Here is a 12,841-nt window from a genome sequence, read left to right on the forward strand (position 1 = left end):
TTTGATCAAGACTTCAGTCAACCAGGGTTGTTTTTATGTCGACTACTTTTGTACTCCACAAATAAACTATTGTATCAATCTTTTGTAAACTACGAAATCCGCTCTAGAATACCGCACATAGTTACAAAAAATTAAAGGATATAAAATGTCAAAAATTAATAGAGAAGCTGTTCTGAACTGCCCTGTTTGCGGTTCTAAATACAAGCAAAAAATGCCACAGATAGGCAAGCATATTAATAGTAAGTGTGTTTCTTGTAATACTGTTTTTGGAATAAATAATACAAATGATTGCTGTGTTTACTGTACCTATAGCGACGTTCTATGTCCGAAAACACAAAAAAAAATAAAGAATAGCCAACGAAAGTAATATCAATTACCTAGATCTAAAAACTATTTCAAAAATATAGAAACGATGATGCAGGTTCCTAAAAATATCTATTATACAAAACATCATCTTTGGTTACAGAAGATAGGGTTATATGATTTTTGTGTGGGGATAACCGATTTTGGTCAAAAAGAAATAGGTGTTATTGATATTATTGAACTAAGTAAGAATAAAAACGTTCTAAAAAAAGGAGCTACTTGGGGTGTTGTTTATGGAACCAATGATACGTTTCATTTAATTGCTCCCTTTGATTGTAAAATTATTGAGAAAAATAGCGGCTTACAGAAGTATACCGCATACGTGAATACGGCTCCTTATAAATACTGGTTTGCTATTTTAACCGCAAAAATAGATACTGTTTCCTTATTAACTTTTGAAGAGTATATACAGTTGACAAAATGATATTCAAAAATTTACAATTAAAAATTGATATAGAAGATACTCTTTTCAATACGCTTTATCCTCTACCCATAAAAAAGCTTTCTGAATGTCATTGGACACCAGTGGAAGTAGCCAAATTGGCCGCCGATTATTTGGTCGTTAAACCAAAGTGTAAAATTTTAGATATTGGCTCTGGGGCAGGAAAATTTTGTTTGGTAGGCGCTGCTTCCACACATGGTCTTTTTTATGGTGTGGAACAAAGAGAGGGACTTGTAAAGCTGTCTCAAAGAATTGCGAAAACACATCACATAAAAAATGTGGAATTTATTCATTCTAACATTACAAAAATCTCTTTTTCGCAGTATGATTCCTTTTATTTTTATAATTCTTTTTATGAAAATATGGGAAATTTTTTTGCCATTGATACAGCGATACCTCTTAAAGAAAAATTATATTTTACGTATTCAGAATACGTGAAAAATCAATTAAAAAAAACTCCTGTAGGAACACGCCTTGTTACGTATTGGAGTGATTGGTTAGAAATTCCTGAAGGTTTTGATTTAGAACTAACAGCTTTTGACGGTAAACTTAACTTTTGGGAAAAGAAGTTTTGATTAATTACTAGCTATTAAAAAGCCATGATTACCCATTTATTTGAAATCAAATAACATAAGAACATTCCGATTAATTTTTAAATATAATTTATGAATATACTTGAGAAACTACAAACACGACTTGGCCCATTAGGTGAACATGCACACTATGCTCATGGGTATTATGCGTACCCAAGACTTGAAGGGGAAATAAGTAATAAAATGATGTTTAATGGTGAAGAGAAATTAGTATGGAGTCTAAATAATTATCTAGGCTTAGCAAACCATCCAGAAGTAAGAATAGCCGATAACGAAGGTTCAAGACGTTATGGACTAGCCTATCCTATGGGAGCGAGAATGATGAGTGGTAATACAAAGCTCCACGAAAAATTTGAAGCTGAAATTTCTGAGTTCGTAGGTAAAGAAGATGCTTTCCTTTTAAACTATGGGTATCAAGGGATGGTATCTATAATTGATAGTTTGGTAGATAGAAATGATGTTATTGTATATGATGCAGAATCTCATGCTTGTATTCTTGATGGTGCACGGTTGCATATGGGAAAACGTTTTGTTTTTAAACATAACGATATTGAAGATTGTGAAAAACAATTACGTCGTGCTCAAAAAATAGTAGAAAAAACCAATGGGGCAATTTTAGTGATTACCGAAGGAGTTTTTGGCATGCGTGGTGATCAAGGGAAACTTAAAGAAATTATAGCTTTAAAAGATACGTATAACTTTTCATTATTGGTAGATGATGCACATGGCATTGGCTGTATGGGAAAAACAGGTGCAGGAACAGGTGAAGCGCAAGGTGTGCAGGACGGCATTGATTTTTACTTTGGCACCTTTGCGAAATCATTTGCGGGAATAGGCGCATTTATGGCAAGTACTAAAGAAGCAATTATGTTCTTTAAATATAATATGCGGTCTCAAATATTTGCGAAAGCATTGCCTATGCCTATGGTTTTTGGGGCTTTAAAACGACTTGAATTAATACGTACACGACCTCTATTAAGAGAACGTTTATGGCGAACCACAGAAGCCTTACAAAAAGGATTAACTAATGCAGGATTTGATATAGGCAATACAAATTCGCCGATTACTCCAGTATATTTAAATGGAACCATTGATGAAGCCACAGCCTTGGTGAGTGATTTACGTGAAAATCACCATATTTTTTGCTCTATGGTTGTGTATCCTGTGGTACCAAAAGGGATGATTATATTACGATTAATTCCAACCGCAGAACATACTTTAAAAGATGTTGAACGGACCATAAGCGTTTTCAGTGAAATAAAATTAAAATTGGTTGATGGTCATTACAAACAAAAGGTTGAGATGACTATTTAATAATCTATAAAATATTTTAAGATGAGGCGAGTAGTAATAACGGGAGTAGGCGCTATCACTCCTATAGGAAATGATGTAAAAAGCTATTGGAATAATTTACTTAATGGGGTGTCGGGAGCTGGTAAAATTTCCCGATTTGATACCACAAAATTTAAAACAGATTTTGCCTGTGAGCTAAAGGATTATGATGCTTTAAATTATTTTGATAAAAAACAAAGTCGAAAATTAGACCGATTTAATCAATATGGCCAGATAGCCGCAGATGAAGCGATAAAAGATGCTAATTTATGTTTTGAGAAATTGGATACCGATAGAATTGGCGTCATTTTTTCAAGTGGGATAGGTGGCTTTGAAACCATAGAGAAAGATATCATAGCATTTAGTCAAGATCAATTTAATCCAAGATTTAATCCTTTTTTTATTACTAAAATCATAGCTAATAGTTTAGCGGGTTCTCTTTCTATTAAATATGGTTTACGAGGTGTAAATACTTGTACAGTTACCGCTTGTTCTTCTTCGACTAATGGCCTAATTCAGGCATTTAATTATATTAGATGGGGAAAAGCAGATATAATTATATCTGGTGGTTCCGAAGCGCCTATCAACCAGTCAGCCGTTGGCGGGTTTAATGCTATGAAAGCCTTATCTACGAACAATGAAAATTATAAAACGGCATCTAGACCATTTGACAAGACCCGTGATGGTTTTGTTCTTGGTGAGGGTGCAGGTGCATTAGTGGTAGAGAGTTTGGAAAGCGCACTAAAGCGAGATGCCAAAATATACGCCGAAATTATTGGTGGCGGGGAGACGGCCGATGCTTACCATATTACCAATACCCATCCTGAAGGAATAGGTGCATATCTGGCTATGAAAGAAGCGTTGAGAGAAGGCGGAATTTTACCAAAAGAAGTGACTTATATTAATGCACATGCTACTTCTACAGGTCCTGGAGATTTATCGGAAGCAAAAGCCATTGAAACGCTCTTTAAGGATAGTTTGGACACTATTACTATTAGCGGAACAAAGTCTATGACAGGACATCTCTTGGGGGGTACTGGTGCCATTGAAGCAATAGCGACTTGCCTCTCAATACATACAGATTTGATTCCACCCACCATGAATACAAAAGTAATGGATGCTGCAATCACTCCAGATTTTAAGGTGACACTTGGAGCGAAAACAAGTAAAACTGTGGAGTATGCTTTGAGTAACAATTTTGGATTCGGAGGCCATTGTGCCGCTGTGTTATTTAAAAAATATAATGAATAAATAAGGCAGGAAGACTATTATTTATGATATAGCCTTCCTGCTCTTTTTATTTTATGTAATTCCTTATAAATTTTCTTTAGCTTTTTTAATGGCGGTATGTATATCTTCAACAACAAGATCGCTTTCTATACATAAAAAAACCTCGTTTTTTTCAAAATCTTTTCTCAAGTCTTTTCCAATACCGGAAATTATAACTTTTATTTTCCGTGCCTTATAGGTTTTTATTATTTCTTTAATGCTCTGGTATCCTGTAGCATCTATTAATGGAACGTAGCGCATTCTTATAATAATTACTTTAGGCTGAAAATGTGTATTGGTAATGGTTTCTTGAAATTGTCTGGCTGCTCCAAAAAATAGAGGTCCGTTAATTTCATATAAAATAACTCCCTTAGGGATATCTAGCATTTCTTCGTCAAAAAGATGTTCATCACTACCAATTTCGGATGAAAATCCTTTAATCTTAACAGATTCACTCATTCTTTTCATAAACATAAAACTGGATAATACGATTCCAATTTCTATGGCAATAACCAAATCAAAGATTACCGTAAGAAAGAACGTGGTTAATAAAATAATGACATCCATTCTATTGCCTTTTAGAATAGATTTAAATTGTTTCCACTCACTCATGTGGTAGGCTACAACCATTAAAATCCCAGCAAGACATGGCATAGGTATTAATTTTGCATAGGGAGCAAATAAAAGCATAATAGCTAATAGCACTAAAGCATGAACGATCCCTGCAATAGGTGTTCGTCCTCCATTTTTTACATTGGTTGCAGTTCTCGCTATAGCGCCTGTAGCGGGAATTCCACCGAAGAGAGATGACATTATATTTGCCGCTCCTTGTGCTACCAATTCCATATTTGTACGGTGTTTTCCTCCAATCATAGAATCTGAAACTACAGCAGAAAGGAGAGACTCGATACTCCCTAATATGGCAATGGCAAATGCCGGTTGAATAAGTGCTTTAATCGTCTCGAAATTAACCTCTGGAATATGAGGAAGCCCTAATTTATTAGGAATTGTCCCAAAATTACTTTCAATAGTATCTACAGGAATATCAAACAATACCACAGCTAGAGTAGATAATAATATGGCAACGATAGATCCAGGGACCTTTTTAACTAATTTTTGGAAATAAAGTGTAATAAATATAGTGGCGATAGCAATAGCAATAGCATACCAGTTTATACGGTCAAAATTGCTAAAATATACCATCCATTTAGCTATAAAATCAGCGGGAACTTTAGCGATATGGAGGCCAAAAAAATCATTGATTTGAGTAGAAAAAATAATAAGGGCAATACCACTTGTAAAACCTACAATAAGAGAATAAGGGATGTATTTGAGTAAATTTCCAAGCCGTGCCAATCCAAAACCAATAATGATAAAACCAGCCATAAAAGTAGCAATGGTTAAGCCATCTGTTCCGTATTGTTGCACAATACCATAAACAATTACAATAAAAGCACCTGTTGGCCCACCTATTTGTACCCTGCTACCTCCAAATGTAGAAATAATGATACCTGCTATAATTGCAGTTAAGATTCCTTTTTCAGGAGAAACACCAGAGGCAATAGCAAAGGCAATAGCCAATGGTAGCGCAACAATCCCTACAATTAATCCCGAAAGGATATCTTTAATTAAGGTTTCTTTTGAGATGCCTTGTTTTAAAAGAGAAAATAATTTGGGTGTAAATTCTTTACGCATTATTTTACAAGTTATTTTTTTTAGTTACGTTGCTCTTAAGGTTTTATTCTACTTTATTATTTGGTCTATAATCAATAGTCATATTCAATAAAATAGCTCTTGCAATACGCATTAAAGGAATTTGTAACATAAAACTAAAGAGTACAATAAATGGAAATATAAATTTGAAAAAGCTATGCATGCTATGTACGACTAATCCCAAAGAAATTAATGGGATGAAAATAAGAAGTACAATAGGATAGCTAATCCATAAGGCAGCAGAATAAAATCCAGGCTCAAGCTTAAAATCTTGTTTACAATGAGGACAATTATCGGGCATCTTTAAGATGTCTTTAACTACAAATAATCCGGGATTATAAAATAAATTTCCAATTTGACAACGTGGACATTTTAATTTTAAAATACTATAACTTTTGGTTCCTTTTTTCATCTACTACCTTCTATTTGATGCAAACTATTTTGTGCTGATGAATTTACATATTATTCACAATAGCTTTTCCAAATTCAGAACATTTAAGCAGTGTGGCACCGTTCATTAATCTTTCAAAATCATAGGTTACTGTTTTTTTCTGAATAGCTCCCTTTAACCCTTTGACGATAAGGTCTGCAGCTTCTTGCCATCCCAAATATTCTAACATCATTACGCCAGATAGGATTTCAGAAGAAGGATTTACTTTATCTAGATCTTTATATTTTGGTGCTGTTCCGTGGGTCGCTTCAAATATAGAAACTCCTGTATTGTAATTTATATTGGCACCTGGTGCAATTCCTATCCCACCTACAATAGCAGCTAAAGCATCAGAAATATAATCCCCATTTAAGTTTAAGGTAGCAATAACATCATATTGTTCCGGTCTCAGTATTATTTGTTGTAGAAATGCATCGGCGATAACATCTTTGATAATTACCTGATGTCCGTTTTTAGTAAGTACCTGCCAAGGACCTCCTTCATAGTCTTTTGCGGCAAACTCATCTTTAGCCAATTGATACCCCCATTCCTTGAATTTCCCTTCAGTGAATTTCATAATATTTCCTTTATGGACAATGGTCACGGAATCTCTATTATTGTCTATGGCATATTGAATGGCTGCTCTCACTAAACGTTCTGTACCTTCTTTTGAAACGGGTTTAATTCCTATAGATACCGTATCAGGAAACCGAATGGCAGTTACGCCCATTTCATTGATGAGGAAGTTCTTTATTTTTTCTAATTCAGGCGTACCATTCAGCCATTCTATTCCTGCGTAAATATCTTCCGTGTTTTCTCTAAAGATGACCATGTCTACTTTTTCAGGAGCTTTAACAGGAGAAGGTACCCCTTCATACCATTTAACAGGTCTTACGCAAGCGTATAAATCTAATTGTTGGCGTAATGCTACATTAAGAGATCGCATACCACCACCTATTGGCGTGGTTAATGGACCTTTAATAGCTACCAGATATTTTGAAATACTGTCAATAGTCTCTTTTGGTAACCATTCTCCAGTTTTTTTAAAGGCTTTTTCACCGGCATATACTTCTTTCCATTTAATTGCTCTGTTATCACCATATGCTTTTTGAACGGCTGTATCAATGACTAATTTTGTGGCTTTCCAAATATCTGGACCCGTGCCATCTCCTTCAATAAATGGGATCGTAGGAGTGTTTGGAACATTTAATTTGCCGTCAATAAGACTAATTTTACTTTCATTCATAGTTTACAATACCTTAAATTGAATACAAATATACGATAAATGTTATTTTTAAACATAACATATGTTATATTTTTATATTGTTTTTAGTATATATTTGTTGCATGAAAAATTTGTATTCGCAATTTGATTTTCAGAGTAATCTGCTTTTTGAAGCATTGACTTCTGATGAAAAAAAAATAGTATATAATGCAATGGAACCTTTATTCATAAAAAAAGGAAGTCTCTTATTTTATGAAGAAGGGGTACCAACGGGAATCTTTCAAATTGAAAAGGGAAAAGCAAAAAAAATAAAAAGAGGTTTTTCAGGTACAGAACAGATATTTTATATTTACACAGCTGGAGATGTACTTGGGTATCACGCACTATTTGGTGAGGAACGTTACCAGGATTCATGTGAAGCTTTGGAAGATTTAGAAGTAAATTTTATAGCTAAGGATGTTTTTCTTCAACTTTTACAAAATATTCCCGCTTTACAGCAAACCTTTATTAAGAACATTGGTCATGAATTTGGGGTGTTAGCTAATATTATAGCGTTGCTTGCCCAAAAGAATCAAAATTCCCGACTAGCTGTTAACTTACTTATTTTAGAAAATAGATTTAAGAAGCATAATAAAGAAGGGGGTATTGATTTAACACGTGAAGATTTAGCCAATATCATTGGTACTTCAATTGAAAGCTTGGGAAGGAGTCTCAAACAATTTAAAGATGAGGGGATTATTGAAGTAAATAAAAGAGTTATTCATATTATAAACAAGGATAAAATTTCACAACTTCTTAATCTTGATTTAACCCTTTAAAAGTAATATTCTTGGTTTGATACAATATATCAACAACTAAATTTAAAAATGGCCTAGGTGCGTATTGCAGGCTACTAGTAGTTTACTTCTTCTTCTTAAATTTCATGTAAGATAGTGTAGCGACTAGATGAGATGCACTAATAGTGGAGTAGTGCCGTGCATTTTAATAAAGGCCTACTAGAAGATAATTGGAGGAATGCTAATCATAGAAAAACAATAAACCACCTTTTTAAGGTGGTTTATTTAAGGTTAATTGAGGAGAAAATTATTCTTCCTTAGTTTTTATTTTCTAATTTATCTAATCTTTTTTGTAGCTCAATATATTTAGAATCAAGTGCTTCTAGCTTTTTAAGCTTCTTTTCTTGAAGAATAATATATAAGGTTAGTTCTTCAATCTTTTTAAGAAGGTTCATATCCATTTCACCTTGCATTACACCATGTTGCTCAAATTCTTTAGCAGATGGTATTTCAGGAAGATGGCTATTTTCTTTTATATAATTTTCTAGGTCTTCAATGCTTCTAAGCTTGTAATCTTCTTTAAAGACATAATCAGGAGCAGGAACGCTAAGGTCTATTTTAACTTCTTCTGCATGAATATTGCCTTTAACGGTTAACTTCATATCTGGATTTGTAGTTCCAATACCCACATTTCCATTTAATCGAGCAATACTAATTGCATTATTATCATTAGAAACATCTGTGGTATTCACATTATTAACACCAATATTTAAAATATTATTAGCTCCATCATAGTTTAAAAAAGCACCTTGAAGGTTGTTTTGTGTAAACCGTAAATATCTAGAAGTATTTAAGCCATAGATAGTTACATCGCCTTCATTGATTTGAAGTTTGCTGCTTGGAGTTGCTGTTCCAACACCTACATTTCCATTAACAGGAAATATATTTTGAGCTTTAACGCCCAGGCTTATTCCAATTAATAATATGGGTAAGATAATTTTTTTCATAATATATTATTTTCAGTTTTTAACGCTTTGATTTTAAAAACTTTAGTTGCTTCTTTTTAAGACAAGATACGCAATACCACTAGCAGAAAACGCTCCATCTACCTCAGAACTAAACCTTATTCCTAGATTAATTTCTTCTTCTGGAAGCTCATTAAAAATATCGTTAGATCTTAATGCTTCTTTTAAACTTAATAGGTTATTGGTTCTAATTAATGAATTATTAATGCCTGTGCTACCGGTAAGATTGTAAAGTTCTACTAAGGCAAAGTTAGAAGAGTTACTTACATATGGATCAGATTCAAAAAAGATGGAACTAACATTATCAAAATTTCTTTTGTCGAAACTTATACCAGAAATAATAATAGGTGTATCACTTGAGGTAGTAGCTGCAGTACCTATGCCTTCCACTATTTTTAATCTAATTTCTTCATTAATGATACCATCTAATCCATTACATACGTACTTCGTTATTTCAATTTCGGCCTCATCTAAGATTTGATTTCCATTTGCATCTAATCCTGTATCTATTTTAATTCCCCCATTTTCACAAAAAGTTCCGGCAGGTTCATCTGTAATATTAATAAGGCTTAGACTGCTACTTTGGTCAAAACAAGCATATGTCGTGTATTCTACCTCAAGGTCATTTAATACGCCATCATTATTAACATCTATCCCATAATCAACCTTTAAACCACCATTGGCACAAGTAGCACCTGAATTTTCATTGGTAATTCTGGTTAATCCGTTATTGTCGCCGTTTATTCCATTACAAATATATGCAGACGATGTTATTTCTGTTTCTTCAAGATTTCCATTTTCATTTAGATCTAAACCTGAATTTATTTTAATACCTCCATTTGCACAGTTGGCCCCTGCAGGCTCTGTTATTACCGTGGTTAGACTAGTAGTTCCATTGATCCCATTACACACATACCTTGTGTTTTGAACTTCACCACTCTCTAGTATTCCATTAGCGTTACTATCTACTCCAGTTTCAATCTTTATACCTCCATTTTCACAATTGCCTCCAGGAGCTTCATCAGAGATATTTATCAAACTAGTAGAACCGTTAGAACCATTAGACCCTTCTGAACCTGCAGGACCTTGGTCGCCTTCACACGCTATAAAAAGTATGGATACAATGAAATATAATAGATGTACTTTTTTCATGAACTTAAAAATTATTTTATAATTGACCCTAATTTTTTTCACCTTAGAATTCTAAGAAAACAAAAAAACACGTATGCAAAATTAAGGTATTTATTGAATATAGTTTTAGTAAGTTTAGTTCGGTGCTAATAAAAATAAAACTATTCTCAATAATCCATACTCTTTCGCATTTTTCTGTTGATGAATGATACAACATGAAAATATAAGGAATTAAAAAATCATTCTAAGTAGATTTCTTTCAAATCCATGAAATTCTAGATGAAAGTACTTTTTGTGTTTAATTTTTAGAGAATATTTGTTTTTTATTTGGCAAGTAACAATTGTGAAATTTCTTCATTTCCTTGCATTTTTGAATGAGTTAACGCTGTATTGCCTCTATTGTCTTTGATGGTTTTATCTGCATTATTCTGTAACAAGAACGATACAATTTCAGCGTGGCCAAAAGTACTGGCATATATTAATGCAGTGGCTTCATTAAAGTTTTGCTGGTTTACACGGGTACCGCTCGCTATTAATGTCTTTGCAATAGCACTATATCCTTTAAAGCAAACGCCCATTAATGCTGTATTTCCAGAAAAATCTTGTGCATTTAAATCACATCCTTTGTTTATTAGAAAATCAACCACCTCTGCCTGATTATTGTAGGCAGCTAGAATTAACGGCGTAAAACCTTTATCATCAACAGAATTGATGACATCGTTATCTGCAGAATATAATGCTGTAATTTGTGCTAAATCACCATTTCTTGAGGCATCAAAAATTGATTGTGCGTTCATGGTCCTACTAAATATTAAAATTAAAACTACTAGGGTATATTTCATATCTTTTGTATTTAAAAGAGAGGACGCTTTGTACACATCCTCTCTTATATCTTGTTTATTTTAAAAGTTGACTATTAGTTCATAAAATCTTTCTGAGAAAAACCTAAGGCTTTAGCAATTCTCATACCGTACTCTCTATCCGCTTGATAGAAATAGCCAATCATTGTTTTTTGAATATTTTTATCCGTTACTTGCCCCAAATCACCACTCAAATTTTTAATTAAATTATCCTGTTCTTGTTTTGTAAGTGATCTGTAAAAATCCCCAGCTTGAGCAAAATCATTTGTTTTAGTAATTTTCTTTTGTGTGATGGTTACATTCGTAAGTGTAGTTTCAGACTGTTTGTATTGCGGGTCTTCTGTTAATGAAGCTTTAGAACTTGGCTGATAGTTAATATCAGGGTTTTCAAATCTTTTATTGCCAGCACTAATCCAACTGTCAGAATTATAATTTTTAGGGTCTTCTAAGGGTTTATTAATTTCTAACTGTAAAAAGTTAGGTCCTAATCTATGCCTTTGAGTATCAAAGTAAGAAAACAATCTACCTTGTAATAATTTGTCTTCAGATGGCTCAATACCCGGTATTAATGCGCCTGGCGAGAACGCAATACTTTCTACTTGTTCAAAATAATTTATAGGATTTTGATTTAATGTCATCGTCCCAACTTTAATTTTTTCAATTTTATCAGCAGGCCAATCTTTTGTAGCATCTAAAGGCCAAAAATCAAAGGAGTGGAGGTCTTCTGGTTTTATCATTTGCACATATAAATCCCATTGCGGATAATTACCTTCAGCAATAGCTTTACGTAAGCTTACGGTAGCATGTTGCCAATCTAAACCTTGTTGGAGGGTAGCTTCTTCTGCAGTTAAGTTCTTTTCACCTTGCTTAGAAACCCAGGAATATTTCACATATGTTACTTCACCAGCTTTGTTTATCCATTTGTAACCGTGAACGCTACTACCGTTCATATATTGGTATCCTTTTGGTATCCCTAAATCGGTCCATAATCTGGTAATCATATGGGTAGCTTCAGGAACATTAGAAAAGAAATCAAAATACCTGTTCGGATCTTGCTTGTTTGTCTCAGGAGATGGTTTCAAGGAGTGTACCATATCTGGGAATTTTATGGCATCTCTAATAAAGAAAATAGGAAGATTGTTTCCTACGATATCATAATTACCTTGTTCTGTATAAAATTTAACGGCAAAACCTCTTGGATCTCTTGCTGTTTCTGGTGAGCCTTTTCCATGGATTACAGTAGATAGTCGTACCGCTAGATCTGTTTTTTTGCCAGTTTCTGCAAATAATACAGCTTTTGTGTAAGCAGACATATCTTTTGTGGCTTCAAAATACCCAGAGGCACCAGCGCCTCTTGGATGTACCACACGCTCGGGAATTCGTTCTCTATCAAAGGCAGCCAATTTTTCTACAAGAAAAATATCTTCCAATAACACAGGACCATATTCTCCTACCGTTTTAGAATTTTGGTTATCACCAACAGGCACTCCTCCGTTTGTTGTAATGATGTTATCGCTCTGTGAAAATCCGGTTAAAGAATACGAGAGGATAATAAGGGTAACTAATGTCTTTTTCATTCTGTATCAATTTTATTTATAATGATGCCGTAAAATTCAATCACTTTGGGAGATGAATCAAATTGATACTTTATATACTTGTATTGCTAAAATTAATATGATAGG

The 12,841-nt window shown here is 33.7% G+C and carries 13 protein-coding genes; 6 read left to right on the forward strand and 7 right to left on the reverse strand.

Annotation, left to right across the window (positions count from 1 at the left end):
• Positions 1-145: 145 nt before the first annotated feature.
• The 5 genes from GQR94_RS22955 (at position 146) to fabF (ending at position 3,981) form a co-directional block, all read left to right on the forward strand.
• Positions 146-367, forward strand: coding sequence for a GDCCVxC domain-containing (seleno)protein (locus tag GQR94_RS22955; RefSeq protein ID WP_013551736.1), 222 nt, complete (start codon positions 146-148; stop codon positions 365-367).
• A 45-nt stretch (positions 368-412) separates the two neighbouring features.
• A complete protein-coding gene (locus tag GQR94_RS15290) occupies positions 413-787 on the forward strand; it encodes a glycine cleavage system protein H (protein ID WP_013551737.1) in 375 nt (124 codons plus the stop codon).
• A complete protein-coding gene (locus GQR94_RS15295; RefSeq protein ID WP_013551738.1) occupies positions 784-1,380 on the forward strand; it encodes a methyltransferase domain-containing protein in 597 nt (198 codons plus the stop codon). Before GQR94_RS15290 ends, GQR94_RS15295 begins: the two co-directional genes overlap by 4 nt.
• 90 nt (positions 1,381-1,470) lie before the next feature.
• Positions 1,471-2,712: an aminotransferase class I/II-fold pyridoxal phosphate-dependent enzyme gene (locus GQR94_RS15300; protein WP_158976581.1), complete on the forward strand. Its 1,242-nt coding sequence runs from the start codon at positions 1,471-1,473 to the stop codon at positions 2,710-2,712.
• 21 nt (positions 2,713-2,733) lie between these two features.
• Positions 2,734-3,981: a beta-ketoacyl-ACP synthase II gene (gene fabF, locus GQR94_RS15305; protein ID WP_158976583.1), complete on the forward strand. Its 1,248-nt coding sequence runs from the start codon at positions 2,734-2,736 to the stop codon at positions 3,979-3,981.
• 63 nt (positions 3,982-4,044) lie between these two features.
• Here fabF and GQR94_RS15310 read toward each other — a convergent pair whose 3' ends face one another.
• The 3 genes from GQR94_RS15310 to icd are packed head-to-tail and all read right to left on the reverse strand — an operon-like array spanning position 4,045 to position 7,388.
• Positions 4,045-5,694, reverse strand: a complete 1,650-nt coding sequence (locus tag GQR94_RS15310) for a SulP family inorganic anion transporter (protein ID WP_158976585.1) — start codon at positions 5,692-5,694, stop codon at positions 4,045-4,047.
• 43 nt (positions 5,695-5,737) lie between these two features.
• Positions 5,738-6,124, reverse strand: coding sequence for a DUF983 domain-containing protein (locus GQR94_RS15315; RefSeq protein WP_158976587.1), 387 nt, complete (start codon positions 6,122-6,124; stop codon positions 5,738-5,740).
• Positions 6,125-6,167: 43 nt separating this feature from the next.
• A complete protein-coding gene (gene icd / locus GQR94_RS15320) occupies positions 6,168-7,388 on the reverse strand; it encodes an NADP-dependent isocitrate dehydrogenase (RefSeq protein ID WP_158976589.1) in 1,221 nt (406 codons plus the stop codon).
• Between the two features lie 101 nt (positions 7,389-7,489).
• Here icd and GQR94_RS15325 point away from each other — a divergent pair, with 101 nt between their 5' ends.
• On the forward strand, positions 7,490-8,185 hold the full coding sequence (locus GQR94_RS15325) for a Crp/Fnr family transcriptional regulator (protein ID WP_158976591.1): 696 nt from the start codon (positions 7,490-7,492) through the stop codon (positions 8,183-8,185).
• Between the two features lie 275 nt (positions 8,186-8,460).
• Here the strand turns inward: GQR94_RS15325 and GQR94_RS15330 are convergent, their stop codons facing one another.
• The 4 genes from GQR94_RS15330 to GQR94_RS15345 all read right to left on the reverse strand — a co-directional run bounded on the left by GQR94_RS15330 (position 8,461) and on the right by GQR94_RS15345 (position 12,736).
• Entirely contained in the window at positions 8,461-9,150 is a 690-nt protein-coding gene (locus tag GQR94_RS15330) for a tail fiber protein (RefSeq protein WP_158976593.1), read from the reverse strand.
• A gap of 42 nt (positions 9,151-9,192) precedes the next feature.
• Positions 9,193-10,320: a hypothetical protein gene (locus tag GQR94_RS15335; RefSeq protein WP_158976595.1), complete on the reverse strand. Its 1,128-nt coding sequence runs from the start codon at positions 10,318-10,320 to the stop codon at positions 9,193-9,195.
• A gap of 302 nt (positions 10,321-10,622) precedes the next feature.
• Positions 10,623-11,141, reverse strand: coding sequence for an ankyrin repeat domain-containing protein (locus tag GQR94_RS15340; RefSeq protein WP_158976597.1), 519 nt, complete (start codon positions 11,139-11,141; stop codon positions 10,623-10,625).
• 74 nt (positions 11,142-11,215) lie between these two features.
• On the reverse strand, positions 11,216-12,736 hold the full coding sequence (locus GQR94_RS15345; protein WP_158976599.1) for a catalase: 1,521 nt from the start codon (positions 12,734-12,736) through the stop codon (positions 11,216-11,218).
• Positions 12,737-12,841 lie beyond the last annotated feature (105 nt).

This window comes from Cellulophaga sp. L1A9, assembly GCF_009797025.1.
Taxonomy (GTDB): domain Bacteria; phylum Bacteroidota; class Bacteroidia; order Flavobacteriales; family Flavobacteriaceae; genus Cellulophaga.

Bases quoted from the DNA above. Each gene is read 5' to 3' on its own strand.
- GQR94_RS22955 (WP_013551736.1), top strand. From the start codon at position 146: ATGTCAAAAATTAATAGAGAAGCTGTTCTGAACTGCCCTGTTTGCGGT.
- GQR94_RS15290 (WP_013551737.1), top strand. From the start codon at position 413: ATGATGCAGGTTCCTAAAAATATCTATTATACAAAACATCATCTTTGG.
- GQR94_RS15295 (WP_013551738.1), top strand. From the start codon at position 784: ATGATATTCAAAAATTTACAATTAAAAATTGATATAGAAGATACTCTT.
- GQR94_RS15300 (WP_158976581.1), top strand. From the start codon at position 1,471: ATGAATATACTTGAGAAACTACAAACACGACTTGGCCCATTAGGTGAA.
- fabF (WP_158976583.1), top strand. From the start codon at position 2,734: ATGAGGCGAGTAGTAATAACGGGAGTAGGCGCTATCACTCCTATAGGA.
- GQR94_RS15310 (WP_158976585.1), bottom strand. From the start codon at position 5,694: ATGCGTAAAGAATTTACACCCAAATTATTTTCTCTTTTAAAACAAGGC.
- GQR94_RS15315 (WP_158976587.1), bottom strand. From the start codon at position 6,124: ATGAAAAAAGGAACCAAAAGTTATAGTATTTTAAAATTAAAATGTCCA.
- icd (WP_158976589.1), bottom strand. From the start codon at position 7,388: ATGAATGAAAGTAAAATTAGTCTTATTGACGGCAAATTAAATGTTCCA.
- GQR94_RS15325 (WP_158976591.1), top strand. From the start codon at position 7,490: ATGAAAAATTTGTATTCGCAATTTGATTTTCAGAGTAATCTGCTTTTT.
- GQR94_RS15330 (WP_158976593.1), bottom strand. From the start codon at position 9,150: ATGAAAAAAATTATCTTACCCATATTATTAATTGGAATAAGCCTGGGC.
- GQR94_RS15335 (WP_158976595.1), bottom strand. From the start codon at position 10,320: ATGAAAAAAGTACATCTATTATATTTCATTGTATCCATACTTTTTATA.
- GQR94_RS15340 (WP_158976597.1), bottom strand. From the start codon at position 11,141: ATGAAATATACCCTAGTAGTTTTAATTTTAATATTTAGTAGGACCATG.
- GQR94_RS15345 (WP_158976599.1), bottom strand. From the start codon at position 12,736: ATGAAAAAGACATTAGTTACCCTTATTATCCTCTCGTATTCTTTAACC.